Here is a 12,594-nt window from a genome sequence, read left to right on the forward strand (position 1 = left end):
TCGGCAGCGCGTCGCTGTACGTCAGTTGACAGCTTTTGTTGCCTATTTGCTGCCTAGGCGTACCGGCAGCCGGGCATCGGAAGCCTCTAGGCAACAAAGGGGCGGCGGTGGTGCGACGACTCGAAAGCAAGCAGCACATCACAGAGAAACTGTTGCAGGAGATCAATCCGGGAGCGTCAGACGTCTATGTGAGCGACGATGCAATAAGCGGATTTCGGCTAAAAGTTACCCCCAAGGGCAAGAGGGTCCTGTTCTTCCAATACCGAGACGCTGACGGGCGTCAGCGGAAGCTAACCTTTCCGCCGACCACTAGCGTCCGCGAAGCCCGACGACTGGCGAACGCCGCAGGCGTCAAGTGCGATGCGGGCATCGATCCCCAAGCGGATAAGGATCGGCTTGAGAAAACGCCGACGCTCGCCCAGGCATTTGAGACCTTCGACCGGGAATACATTCCCACCGAGTTGAGGGCATCGACGGCTAGCGAGTATCGCCGGATGTTCCGGCGGTACATTCCGAAGCGCTTGCAAGACAAACGGCTTTGCCAAGTCGAACGGCGAGATATTGTTGAGCTGATGCGCTCCCTCCGGGGCCGCCCAATGCAAGCCAACAATGTCCTCCGCTTCCTCAGCACATTCTTCAATTGGTGCATCGGTGACGGCGGACTTCTCTACGAAAAGGCTGCAAACCCGACCAAAGGCGTGAAGCGCTACCCGGATAGAAAGCGGAGCTTTGTCTTCGAAAGCGAAGAACTCTTTCGTTTCGCCCAAGCGCTGGACGAAGCTGAGAAAACGGAGTGGCCGTTCGCCATATCAGCGGTCCGTTTACTCCTGATGTCCGGCATGCGCAAACAGGAGGTGTTACGCCTAACATGGGCCGAAGTAGATCTGCAGAACCGCCGGATACGACTGAAAACGTCGAAAACGGGTAAGCGCGATGTGCCGCTTGGCAGCGGCGCGATCAGAATTCTCCAAGACCTGCATGCAAAGCGCTCCGCGTTCCCGAGCGAGTACGTATTCCCCTCGCCTCGGGATCGAAGGAAGCCAATCATCGGCTTCCAGAAAATATGGCATCGCATCCGTATCGCTGCCGGCCTTCCAAACCTTCGGGTGCACGATCTGCGACACAACTTTGGTGGGTTCGGCGCAGCCGCTACCCGTTCCGCGGTTCACGTCAAAGGCTTGCTGGGCCATACGCAGATAGGCACTACCGACAGATACATGACGCTTGCCGAAACGCCTCTGACCCAGGCGGCGGATTCCGTGACGGAAGCCATCGCAGCCCAGATGGCGCCCAGCAACGTCGTGCGTATTGGGGGCCGTTAATGCCTAGCGTCCGCCGAACTCCTCGCCTCCCCGGCGCCGGCAAGGGCAAACGTTCAGCAGAGCGGGAAGAACTCGAGCAACTGCGTCAGAGAAAACTTGCAGAGCGTGAGGCGCATGAGATCTCGGCCGATATCCAGCAGTTCAAGGACGACATGGGTTGGATGCTCGAGCGCAACCTAACCTTTGTCGAACTCGTGAAATGTTGGATCGCCACGAACAACGAAATCTACATCGAAGCCGCCGTTCAGCTCTACCGTGACGGCTTGGCTGACGAATGCGCCAAGGATCCCAGCGCCCAGAGCGACAAGCAAATAGGCATGGATGCGTTGCTCGGCATTTACGCTGCTCACCTTCGCGAAACAGGCATCAACCCCACTAGAGCATACGAACATGCAGCGGCGCAGCTCGGGGTTCCTGCGGATTCAGCAGATGGGGGGCACCCATTGGTTGCGGCAGCGAAGACGGTTTACAGAAGCTATGACAAATACGGCCGCGCCACTACGCTGGCAGATTTTGCGCAAGGGCTACTCGCTCAAATGAGCCTTTGTAGAGATTTGCGCCGACGGTGTGATGAAGTGGCCTAAGCCCTCGGGAGCGGCTCCACGCCGCTCCCGCCGCCGGTCTTTCCGCTCCCCACATTCCTTGACCTCCGCCATCGTCCAGCGTCTACGGAGGACGCAACGATGGCAAAACGCAAAGTCGAAGGCATCCAGCACACCCCGCACGAGCTCGAGATCATCGCCCGGGCGGAGCGATACGCTGCCTACTTGTTCGTGGGACGCGTGAACAAGCACAAGATCGAATGCGAAACAGAAGCCGAGGCGCGCGCGGTTGCCCAGCGCCTTGCCGATGAGCACGGGCGCGGCGCGATGGTCTATGCGATAGCGGGCGGCGCATCGGCGCTGTTGGCAACGGTCAGTCCTCGCATTGCAACTTTGAAATGAATTGGTTTTCCGCGGATATGCAGGTTCGCTGAACGTCCGCTGCAGTCCGCGAAATATGTGTTTTCCTGCTTAATCGACGACCGGTCCGTCCCAGAAGCGGTCATGCCGCATCTGCAGCCGAAGCTTCCGTTGCGCTTGCCGACCAGGTCTGCTGATAGGTGAAATGCAGCCATCAGCTGTCGATCTTCTCAGCAATCTCGATGGCATCCGCGAGCACTAGCAGCTCATGTTCCGCGGTGGCTGGGAGAAGCTCGACGAGGCAAAGCCCGGCGGCATCCACCTCGTCCGCAGAAGGCGATCCAGAAGGACCTGGAGGCCGACTATGAGGCCATGGCCGGCATGATGTTCGGCGAAGCGCCGGAGTTCGCTTGGATTCTCGATGAGCTGCAGAAAATCGAGGCGCAACCCAACGCGTCAGGCTGCCGCGAAGCGGAAGCTGAGCCAAATCGGCCTATGCGGAGGCGAAGCGCTCCCGATGCCGCGCGATGTACGCGGGATGCGGCCACAGCCTTTCATCCTTCGGCAGGTGAACGCGATCCATTTGGTGTGCAAATAGCGATCGCAGCTCGGCTGGAACCTTGTTGTGAGACACAAGTATTCGGTAGTCGTCAGCAAGCGAGATCAGGTGGCGATCGAACAGCCAGTGCACCGTCGACGATAGCGCAATGCCGTTCTGGACAACATCCGGCCCACCCTCTGCAACGGGCCAGATGTGTGCTGCCTGAGCTTCCGACCTTCCGCCGCCGTTGATGATCTTGAGCCGCGTGATCGCGCAGGTGCTGTCGTATGCCTCGCAGACCTGCCCTCGAAAGCTGGCGTCGCGAATCTTCCTATTCACCAGAATCTGCTCAATTCGTCGCTCCTGTTCTTCCAATGGTGCCGCAAGTAGCTCTTGAGTTGCACGATCGACATGTCCCACGTCCAGCTCACGACGCATAGCGTTCTCAGGTGCCAGGGTTTCGCCAAAGCCTTTTCGGGCTATGGCTGCAAAATCCTCATCCGAAAGCGTCCGAATTGACTTGCCCTGCAGATAGGCTCCGATCCGCGACGGAACGGCAATGGCGCGAAGCGGCGTCTCGGCATACCGCCCTCCATCCACAAATGGCACCGGCCGATCAAACGGAAGATAGTCTGCCACATGGGCGTAGGCGTGCCCTGGCCGGGCGGCATCGGCCTCGATCCACACAACTCGCGCCACGGCCACATACGCGCGCCTGCCGTGATTGCGCTGCGGCTCCCGATACACGATCCATGATCCGACCAGAGTATCGGCCACTGCCCGGTACTGCCGCGGAAAGTGGTAGCGCCGCGAGATGTCGTCGTCATAGCCGGACTCCGGCTTGGTATCGAAAACGCCCTTCATGGTCCGAGCGCCGCGCTTGCACGGCCCGGCCGGCCCGGCACCTGCCTCTTTGGTCCTGAACCCATCCGCCGTTTCGCCCACCAACATCCGTGGCGCCAATAGATCAGCCCCGTGATTTCCTCGCAACCACCCACAACAACATTGCCCGCCCCCCGGCGCTCGGAGCTCGACGGCCTCGGCGAACCACACTATGGTCGCCGCGACAGGGAGTTCGGACGTGGCGCGCAGCTCAATCAGCTTATTCACTGGTGTCGGGGGTATTGACTGCGGCCTTGCCGCGGCAGGCTTCGAGACTGCTGTTTCCGTTGAGATCGACCCGACCTGCGCCGCTTCCCTCGTTGCCAATCGCGTTGGCCACGTCATCTCTTCCGACGTTACCGGGGTCACCGCGGGCGAGCTCCTGTCGATTGCCGGTGCGCGCGAGGGCGAGATTGACCTCTTGAGCGCCGGCCCGCCCTGTCAGCCGTTCTCCAAGTCCGCCAACTGGCGATACGGCACGCCGCTTGGGCTCGAAGACCCGCGTTCAAGGTCGATCGACCATATGCTCCGCCTTATCGAGGGTGTGCTACCGCGCGTCGTCCTGATTGAGAACGTGCCTGGCTTCGCCGGCGAGGGTGCGCGAGCCGGCCTTAAGTCTGTCACGACGCGGGTTGCCAAGATCAACAAGAGGCGCGGGGTCGCCTATCGTGTCTCAAGCGCCATCCTTGACACCGCCGACTTCGGCGTTCCTCAGCATCGGCGGCGTCTGATCATGGTCCTTGATCGCGAAGGACGCGAGTTTAACATGCCAGCGCCTACGCATGCCGGGAGCGGCAGCGGCTTGCCCCCCTATGTCACAGCATGGGACGCCATCGGTGAGCTCGACAAGCCGCGGGTGCCACAGGAACTCCGAGTGAGGGGCCGGTGGGCCGATCTTCTGCCGTCAATACCGGAGGGGGAGAACTACATCTGGCATACGGAACGTGGCCGTGGCGTACCTCTCTTCGGCTATCGAACGCGATACTGGAGCTTCCTACTCAAGCTGGCCAAGGCGCGGCCGGCATGGACGTTGGCAGCGAACCCCTCGCAAAACTCGGGACCATTCCACTGGCGGAACCGTCTTTTATCTGTTGCTGAGATGGCGCGATTGCAGAGCTTCCCCGACTGGTGGCGGTTCGAGGGAACGCGCGTCCACCAAGTGCGCCAGATCGGCAACGCGGTCCCGCCGCTGCTCGCGGAGATCATCGGCCGGGCCATCTCTCACCAGCTCCTCGGAGCAAAGCCGAGCATGCGCCGACCCAAGCTGTCGTTGCGCGCTGGCACCGCACCGCCCCCGCCGGAACGCGTTCAACCCGTGCACCGTCAATACCTTACTCTGAAGGGATCGCATCTGGCCCATCCGGGCCACGGGCGCGGGCCGGGCGCCCTGCGCCGGGCGCGCGAGCTGGAAGCCGAGTTGCTTAAGGGCGCTTCCCAAGATTAGCGGCAACAAATAGCTCAGGTTGAGCTCATGGTGCGCTTCATCTGTGGCAGGATGCCTTTCGAATCACAATTCTGCAGCACGGGCAGGGGGAGCATGCCCCGTGAACGACAAGCCAGCCTACAGCAAAATCGAGCGCGTCAGCATCCGCCCTGGCGTGAGCGTCCTATCAATCCTTAGGCATCTCAACTACAAGACCTGGTTCGCACTGGCCGAGTTCGTGGACAATGCCGTCCAAAGTCATCTCAGCCATGGAGATGCTCTCAGGACAGCGGATGGCCCGGCGTATAAGCTCATCGTCGACATCGACATTCTAGCAGGACCACCGAGCCGTATCTCGGTTCGGGACAACGCTGCGGGTATCGCACGGCAACATTTTCCTCGTGCCTTCCGTCCGGCGGCTATTCCACCAGACAGATCCGGGCTCTCAGAATTCGGCATGGGCATGAAGAGTGCCGCCTGCTGGTTCGCTCCCCAATGGCATGTCCGTACGAAGGCGCTCGGCGAGGCATTCGAGCGGACGGTCCGGTTTGATGTCGACGCGATCGTGAATGACCAGCTCGAAGAGCTGGAGATTGTGGAGATGCAGGCACCGTTGGCGGAGCACTATACGGAGATCGTTCTGGACGATCTCCATCATGTCCCCGTGAAGAAGACAGTTAGCAAGATCAAGGAGCATTTGACCGATATCTATCGCGCGTTCTTGCGCGATGAAGCGTTGATCCTGCGGTTGAATGGCGAGCCACTTGTCTATGATCCGCCCAACATTCTGAAAGCGCCCTACGTGCGAGAGCCGTCAGGGCCAGCGCAACTTTGGCGCAAGGATATTTCGTTTGACTTTGGCAATGGCTTGTCGGTGAACGGCTTTGCAGCTTTGCGTGACCCAGGAAATTTCTCCCGCTCGGGCTTCGCTCTCTTCCGCCGTGGGCGGTTAATCCAAGGAAGCGGTGACGAAGGATATCGACCACCCACAATTTTCGCTCAACCGGGCAGCTATCGCTATCTGCGCCTCTTTGGCGAGCTTCACTTAGAGGGATTCGAGGTATCCCACACGAAGGATGGTTTTAGGTGGGACGAGAATGAGCAACCATTCCTGGCCTTGCTAAAGGAGCATTTGGACAGCGCCGATCTGCCTTTGCTGCGCCAGGCTGACGGATATCGCGCGTTGGCTGCGCGCACCGAGCGCAAAGCCGTGGCCGAGAAGGCCGTTGAACGGGCCGCCACTGCCTTGCAAGAGAGCTTGGCTCCTGCTGTCGAAGCTGCAGCGGCAAAGCAGCCAACAGAAACGCAGGCCAAACCTCTTGAGACGCAGCCGCTACTCGCACGGCGCGAATTCTCAATAGTATTTCGAGGGGAGACGTGGCTGATCAAGATTGAGATTGGTGATGATCCAGCCGAAGGCCAATGGCTTGCCATGAGCGACACTGAGAACGCTCCTAACAGTCGGATCTTGGAGATCAGATTGTCGCTCGCTCATCCCTTTATGGTCAGCTTTGCACAGACAGATGCCGACGATGTTGAAGCCCTCCTGAGGGTCGCCGCAGCAATCGCATTGGGTGAGACCTTGGCACGGCGAAGCGGCGTGCGAATGGCCGGAACCGTTCGCCGAAACTTGAATGACATATTGCGTGAGGCGCTTTCTCGACCAACAACAAGCTGACGGAACATCATTTCATGGCACGCCGACCTGCAGGTATTGCTGCGCCACTTCCCCGACAAGCAGCGCCGGGATCGCTTTGGCAGCCCGTCATTGGCTCTGAGGCTATCGAGCTTCTTCGTCACAAGAGATTGTCCGACGATGGCGCAGCCGCAATCCAGGAGTCGGCAGCGCTAATACTGGGCAGGTGTTTGCCGCCGAACAGCAACAATGGTCAACGGACGGGTCTTGTCGTTGGGCACGTCCAAAGCGGCAAGACACTGTCGTTCACAACCGTCATAGCGCTTGCGCGCGACAATGGCATTCCTCTTGTGATTGTCGCTGCCGGCACCAAAAATCCCCTTCTTGCGCAAACTGTCGATAGACTTCTCTCAGATCTTCGCGTGAATGGAATTCCGGGCCCGCCACGCTGGCTACACATCAGAAACCCTGATCTGACCTCACGACAAACGGTCGAGCACGCTATCGAGGAATGGCGCGATCCCACTGTGCCCCTCGCAGAAAAAGCCACGCTTCTGCTAACGGTGATGAAGCAGCATCAACGGCTTGAGAACCTCAACAGTCTGTTGCAGGTCCTCGATCTCACCGGTGTGCCGTCGCTTATAATTGATGATGAGGCAGATCAAGCTAGCCTCAACAACCGGGTCAACCAAAATGCAGAAAGCACAACATACCAGCGGCTCGTTGCCTTGCGGCGGCATCTGCCGTGCAACAGCTTTTTGCAGTATACCGCAACGCCGCAAGCTCCGCTGCTGATCAATATCATTGACGTGCTGTCGCCGCAGTTCGTGAAGGTACTGCAGCCTGGAGACGGCTATGTTGGCGGCGATGTGATCTTTGCCGAGAATCGGCCTTACGCGCGTGTGATTCCACCAGGGGATATCCCGGCGCCGAACAATCCCCTTGGGGACCCTCCGGGCTCTCTCCTGGAGGCGTTGCGCATCTTCTTTGTAGGTGTCGCTGCCGGTCTGCCAACCTGGGGGCCAGCAAATCCAAACCGATCCATGCTCGTCCACCCTTCACGTACCACCGATCCCCACTACCAGTATTTTCAAGCGATCAATGCAGTCGTTGGTGAATGGCGTCGCATGTTCACGCTGCCTGAGATTGATCGCGATCGGCAAGATCTGCTCGAGGATTTTCATGATGCATACCGCGATCTCATCGCCACCGAGCCTGATCTTCCCGAGTTTGCCGCCATTGCCGCCAACCTTCCGCGGGCACTCGCGCGTACGTTCATTCGCGAAGTCAACACGCGTGGTCAGCGACGCACTCCGGAGATCGAGTGGAACCAAGCCTATGCGTGGATTCTTGTTGGCGGCCAATCAATGGATCGGGGCTTCACCGTCAAAGAGCTGACAGTCACCTACATGCCCAGGGGAACTGGCGTGGGTAATGCCGACACTTTGCAGCAACGAGCCCGGTTTTTCGGCTACAAGCGTCACTACATTGGCTTCTGCCGCGTCTATTTGGAGGTGGCGGTGCTCAACGCGTTCGAGGCCTATGTCGCGCACGAAACGCAAATGCGCGAGGAGCTGCAGACGCTCGATGACACTGGAGCATCGCTCGCCGGATGGAAGCGGCGTTTCGTTCTCGACGCCGCCCTTACGCCTTGCCGGAACAATGTCATCTCTCACGACTACGTGCAGAGCAGCTATAGTGACAGTTGGTTTCATCCGGCGTTTGTGCGGATGGATGAGACAACGATTGCGCTCAACCAAGCTGATGTTGATGCCTTCATTCAGGGTGCGCCGTTCGCGGCTGACACAAGCTTCAGGACAACCAAAACTGCGCAACGACACGATGTCTGTGACGTTCCGCTTCGGAGCCTGATAGACGACCTTCTGCTGAAGTATCGCGTGGAAGATGCGGATGATACGAGCAACCTTCTTGGCGTGTTGCTTCAGCTCGGCGAGTGGCTAAAGGACCATCCTGACGACACGGCGCGGGTCTACAATATGCGGCCTCGATTTGCCGGGAACCGCACGATCAGCGCTCAAGGCCGCATCACTATCGGCGGCTTGATGCAAGGCCGGACCGATGCCGCAGATGCGTACCCCGGCGATCGGGCTTTTGTCGATCGAGCGCGCGTCACTGCTCAGATTCATTTCACTGACCTGAGAGTGGCGGGGCAGCGCGTACGAGAGCGCGTACCAATTCTTGCGGTGTGGGTTCCTGCGGATCTCGACCTTACTTGGGTCGCGCAAGGCGGGAACCGATGAGATCATCGCTCGCCGCAATTCTGACTGAAGTCTCACACGAGGAGGCGGCATCGCTCGCGAACGACCAGTTTGCGGTGCGACGAATCCCAGGCTATCCGGGACACCTTGTCGGCCGAACGGCAGGCAGCTTTCCCTCGGTATTGATTGCGTCATCCGACGCTTCTCTGCGAGCCCCGATACGACTGAGTGGTTTGCAAGTCAGCTTTGCCATCCCTTGCCAGCTCAAGTTTGAGGGGACGCACGAGTCACAACGCTTGCTAAGTGTGGTGACCTGCATTGATCCCAATGGGCCGGTGCAGGAGTATTTCTTGCATCTTATGGAAGCGCTGCTGCGCGCACTCGGCCCCGGGCCTTCGATCGAGGAAATTGCTACCTCTGTGCAAAGCTTGGTTGAGATCATGCAGCAACTCGCTAACCCTGCACAAAAGGCAGTAGTTGGATGCTTTGCCGAGCTATTGACGATTGTATTGAGCCGTGATGCGACGAAGGCGATCCAAGCTTGGCGAAATGCCATCGACGACACTTATGACCTGAATATTGAGGACGCTCGCTTGGAGGTCAAGGCGAGCGGAACGACGTCTCGCTTGCATTATTTTTCTGCTGAGCAATGCCAGCCGCCAACGGGCACGACTGCCGCACTCGTCTCGTTGAGAGTAAGACCAGCTCCTGCCGGGACTACGATCGGTGACTTGGTTCAACGCATTGAGCAACGCCTCGAAGATCGCGCGGATTTGGCGCTGAAGCTCCGCCGAGTCCTTGCGAAAACGCTTGGGCAATCGGCACCGCTCGCCTTTCAGTCATCGTTTGATGAGCACCAAGCTGTAGATTCTCTGCGTCTCTACGACGTGAGAGCTGTTCCTGCCATTCGTGGTCCGGTGCCGTCCGAGGTCACGCGCATTCGCTTTTGCAGCGACTTGACCAATGTCATACCGACACCGCGGGCGGCTTTGGCGGAAGCAAGCGCGGCGCTCGATGCACTGCTTCCGGTAATGATTCAGCCATGAGTAAGCGCGTTTATGTTCCGAAATCGCCCCCAGCGAGTTCTCCAGGGATCGCCGCCGTCATGCGCGGCAATAAGAAGCGCGACACCAAGCCGGAATTGATTGTTCGTAGGATGTTGTTTGCTAAGGGGTATCGCTTTCGGACCCACGGGATCAGAGTTCCTGGCAACCCTGACATCGTTTTTGCTGCTCGCCGTAAAGCCCTATTTGTTCACGGCTGCTTCTGGCATCAGCACAAGGATAGCTCCTGTCCTTACGCGAACCGCAAAACCCCGAGCTCAAGCTACTGGCGCGCCAAGCTGGCGCGCAACGTACAACGAGATCGTGAGGTTCAGTCTGCACTCGCGCAGATGGGCTGGCGCGTTTGCATTGTCTGGGAGTGCGAGGCGAAGCGCCATGATCAGCTTGTAAGTCGACTGCAGGAGTTTTTAGGTCCGAGAGTCTGGAATTCGTCAAATAAGGTCTCTGCCGCAAAATAGCTCCTATCGACGCCCTCATACTTGAAGGCGAAGGTGAGGTGGCCTTCGAGAGTTGCGGCGGGCGCCATGGCGAGGTATCAGCAGCCGCCGGCCGTCCCGCTCCAGGACTCTATGGCGCTGGCCGATAGCGAACAGGGTGTAGAGAACGGACCGCGCCCGCTAGTGCAAGAGAGACGGCGGATGCGATGATTGTCTTCATTTCTATCTTGTCGAAGAATTCGTTGTTACGGCCGCGCCGATCTGCCGTCTGTGCCGGGTCACGATTCCTCGCGCGTCGCAACGGCGCAGATGACATCCATTCTGAGGAAGTTTGCGCGCAGGTCGGACTTCTCCGACTTCAGTAGGTCCTCAAAGTAAGCGTTGTAAACGAGCTCGATCTCAGCGTGAAGCTTTGTGCGATTGATATCGCGAAGCGCCTCGTCATCAAACGTGAACGCTTCGCCGGAGATGCCGACGGTAAAGCCGTTCGAGCAGCCGCTGTGAAGTAAAGCGCACCGGCAGCTCACATAGACTTCCCTTGCCCACGCTGACGCAGCCTTGGTTGCGGGAAGATTTTCCGGGAACACCGGCCACGCGACGAGGAAACGCTCAAAAAGCTCGCCGCTTTTTCCCTTATGGTCTTTGAGCCCCTTCCGGAAGCCCTGCAGCATTTCCATCCGCAGGCAGTCGATCGCGAGCACGACGAACCCGTGAACTTGCTTGCAGGGCACTTGAGTGTCGATGAGGAGCTGTACGGGGGAGAAGAATCGATCTTCCATCCGAGCCCGAAGCATGGCGATGGCTGTTTTCCAGTCGCTGGTGTCGCGGGCGTGCGGATCAAGCTTCAGACGCTTCCAGTCAGCAGCGGTGTGGCCAAGCGCGATGTCGAAATCCTGAGGCATGACGATACTTCTTACCTCAGGGCGTACCGCGAACCGGCCCGCAAATCCGTGAAACGCAACCGTTATCCACTTCCCTGTCGCCTTGCGCGCAAGGGGCAGAAGGAGACAGTGTAAACGGCTTTTTTCCGAATCTGCTACTGTTCACAAATATGGATGTTTCATCTCTCACGGTTATCGACCTCCTCAAGACTTACGGCGCGGTTCTTGATGAACTTCGCAGGCGGGAGATCGTGCGCAGCACAAACAACCCGGTCAGCGATCTGGCGGAGCACTTGTTTTGCACGGCCTATCCCAGCTGGATGCGCGAGAACAATTCCGCCTCGGGGCACGACGCCGTCGATCCCACCGGACTGCGGTATCAGATCAAGGCAAGACGGCTGCACAGAAATAACGGCTCAAGGCAGCTCAGTGCGATCCGCAACTTGCCCAACGATCCCTTTGATTTTCTCGCGGGCGTTCTCTTTGATGAGACGTTCGGCATTCGTCGCGCGGCGATTATCCCGCTCGCAGTGGTCAAGGAAAGAGCGAAGCACGTCGAGCACACAAACAGCTGGCGGTTCTTGCTGCGGGAAGAGATCTGGGCCGATCCCGGCGTGCTCGATGTCACAGAGAGAATTCGCAAAGCCGCGACATCCCTCTGACGAGCACATTAGTTCGCAAGCCGCCTTCGTCTCCCACTTAGGGTGCGGTTTCGAAGAAAACGGAGCGAATCGTTCGCTTTCCGCGTAGCAGGTCGCCTAAGCCCTAGTTGACAGCGTCAAGTTTGTTCGCTCCCATAAGCGGGAGAGTTGGCTTTTGGTGGGGAGCGGACATTCCTGCAAGTAGCGACGGCGTCCGTCAGCGCTTCTGCTTTCTCGGCATCGCGACGGCAGCGTCCCACAAGCCGAAGTCTGGCCATAATCGCCCGAACGCTGGGTGATCATGCGTATGACGTCCGCATTCTGGCTGTGAGCTGCCTTCGACGGGGCCGTCCAACAGCAGCGTCTGACTCAAGGCGCTTACGGTGCTTTTGCGCAATTTCTCGTTCGCTCTTGATAAACACGACCGTTGAGGAGGCTGGAGAGCCGCAACGACACCGATAGGCGCGGCGGCGCCGCACAGCAGCTCTACGAGGTCTTCCGGAATTCTCTTATACATTCCGGCGGCATAGCAGGGAAGGGACATGCGCGCGCAGCTCTGCCACACCTTCCCAGGCCATAGCACGCTCGATAAAAATGAGGCCGGTATTGTCGAGCTCTGTGCGAGATCTCGTATTGCCAGGAAACG

At 58.8% G+C, this 12,594-nt stretch carries 11 protein-coding genes; 9 read left to right on the plus strand and 2 right to left on the minus strand.

Going from position 1 to position 12,594, the window contains the following annotated elements; genetic code table 11:
- Positions 1 to 152: 152 nt before the first annotated feature.
- From CS1GBM3_RS08030 to CS1GBM3_RS08040, 3 genes are all read left to right on the plus strand, one after another.
- The gene (locus CS1GBM3_RS08030; RefSeq protein WP_171946463.1) at positions 153 to 1,322 is read left to right on the plus strand and encodes a site-specific integrase; all 1,170 of its coding nucleotides are present in this window, start codon (positions 153 to 155) and stop codon (positions 1,320 to 1,322) included.
- A complete protein-coding gene (locus CS1GBM3_RS08035; protein ID WP_072394224.1) occupies positions 1,322 to 1,906 on the plus strand; it encodes a hypothetical protein in 585 nt (194 codons plus the stop codon). The genes CS1GBM3_RS08030 and CS1GBM3_RS08035 overlap by 1 nt, the downstream gene beginning before the upstream one ends.
- Before the next feature lie 99 nt (positions 1,907 to 2,005).
- A complete protein-coding gene (locus CS1GBM3_RS08040) occupies positions 2,006 to 2,266 on the plus strand; it encodes a hypothetical protein (RefSeq protein WP_072394226.1) in 261 nt (86 codons plus the stop codon).
- A gap of 451 nt (positions 2,267 to 2,717) precedes the next feature.
- On the opposite strand, the gene CS1GBM3_RS08045 is transcribed toward CS1GBM3_RS08040, so the two are convergent.
- Positions 2,718 to 3,629 carry an HNH endonuclease gene (locus CS1GBM3_RS08045; protein WP_072397324.1) on the minus strand — a complete coding sequence of 304 codons (912 nt, stop codon included), beginning with the start codon at positions 3,627 to 3,629 and terminating at the stop codon, positions 2,718 to 2,720.
- A gap of 217 nt (positions 3,630 to 3,846) precedes the next feature.
- On the opposite strand from CS1GBM3_RS08045, the gene CS1GBM3_RS08050 reads away from it, so the two are divergent.
- From CS1GBM3_RS08050 to CS1GBM3_RS08070, 5 genes are all read left to right on the plus strand, one after another.
- Positions 3,847 to 5,091 carry a DNA cytosine methyltransferase gene (locus CS1GBM3_RS08050; RefSeq protein ID WP_210186206.1) on the plus strand — a complete coding sequence of 415 codons (1,245 nt, stop codon included), beginning with the start codon at positions 3,847 to 3,849 and terminating at the stop codon, positions 5,089 to 5,091.
- A gap of 100 nt (positions 5,092 to 5,191) precedes the next feature.
- On the plus strand, positions 5,192 to 6,748 hold the full coding sequence (locus tag CS1GBM3_RS08055; protein ID WP_072394229.1) for an ATP-binding protein: 1,557 nt from the start codon (positions 5,192 to 5,194) through the stop codon (positions 6,746 to 6,748).
- 128 nt (positions 6,749 to 6,876) lie between these two features.
- Positions 6,877 to 8,967: a Z1 domain-containing protein gene (locus CS1GBM3_RS08060; protein WP_171946464.1), complete on the plus strand. Its 2,091-nt coding sequence runs from the start codon at positions 6,877 to 6,879 to the stop codon at positions 8,965 to 8,967.
- Positions 8,964 to 9,971: a PD-(D/E)XK motif protein gene (locus CS1GBM3_RS08065; RefSeq protein WP_083567337.1), complete on the plus strand. Its 1,008-nt coding sequence runs from the start codon at positions 8,964 to 8,966 to the stop codon at positions 9,969 to 9,971. Before CS1GBM3_RS08060 ends, CS1GBM3_RS08065 begins: the two co-directional genes overlap by 4 nt.
- Positions 9,968 to 10,447, plus strand: coding sequence for a very short patch repair endonuclease (locus CS1GBM3_RS08070; protein ID WP_083567339.1), 480 nt, complete (start codon positions 9,968 to 9,970; stop codon positions 10,445 to 10,447). The genes CS1GBM3_RS08065 and CS1GBM3_RS08070 overlap by 4 nt, the downstream gene beginning before the upstream one ends.
- 257 nt (positions 10,448 to 10,704) lie before the next feature.
- Here CS1GBM3_RS08070 and CS1GBM3_RS08075 read toward each other — a convergent pair whose 3' ends face one another.
- The gene (locus CS1GBM3_RS08075) at positions 10,705 to 11,328 is read right to left on the minus strand and encodes a hypothetical protein (RefSeq protein WP_072394240.1); all 624 of its coding nucleotides are present in this window, start codon (positions 11,326 to 11,328) and stop codon (positions 10,705 to 10,707) included.
- A gap of 149 nt (positions 11,329 to 11,477) precedes the next feature.
- Here CS1GBM3_RS08075 and CS1GBM3_RS08080 point away from each other — a divergent pair, with 149 nt between their 5' ends.
- A complete protein-coding gene (locus CS1GBM3_RS08080) occupies positions 11,478 to 11,969 on the plus strand; it encodes a hypothetical protein (RefSeq protein ID WP_072394243.1) in 492 nt (163 codons plus the stop codon).
- Positions 11,970 to 12,594 lie beyond the last annotated feature (625 nt).

The sequence above is a fragment of the Hyphomicrobium sp. CS1GBMeth3 genome (assembly GCF_900117455.1).
Taxonomy (GTDB): Bacteria; Pseudomonadota; Alphaproteobacteria; order Rhizobiales; family Hyphomicrobiaceae; genus Hyphomicrobium_C.

Coding starts and splice junctions, on each gene's coding strand:
- CS1GBM3_RS08035 (WP_072394224.1), top strand. CDS start 1,322: ATGCCTAGCGTCCGCCGAACTCCTCGCCTCCCCGGCGCCGGCAAGGGC.
- CS1GBM3_RS08040 (WP_072394226.1), top strand. CDS start 2,006: ATGGCAAAACGCAAAGTCGAAGGCATCCAGCACACCCCGCACGAGCTC.
- CS1GBM3_RS08045 (WP_072397324.1), bottom strand. CDS start 3,629: ATGAAGGGCGTTTTCGATACCAAGCCGGAGTCCGGCTATGACGACGAC.
- CS1GBM3_RS08065 (WP_083567337.1), top strand. CDS start 8,964: ATGAGATCATCGCTCGCCGCAATTCTGACTGAAGTCTCACACGAGGAG.
- CS1GBM3_RS08070 (WP_083567339.1), top strand. CDS start 9,968: ATGAGTAAGCGCGTTTATGTTCCGAAATCGCCCCCAGCGAGTTCTCCA.
- CS1GBM3_RS08075 (WP_072394240.1), bottom strand. CDS start 11,328: ATGCCTCAGGATTTCGACATCGCGCTTGGCCACACCGCTGCTGACTGG.
- CS1GBM3_RS08080 (WP_072394243.1), top strand. CDS start 11,478: ATGGATGTTTCATCTCTCACGGTTATCGACCTCCTCAAGACTTACGGC.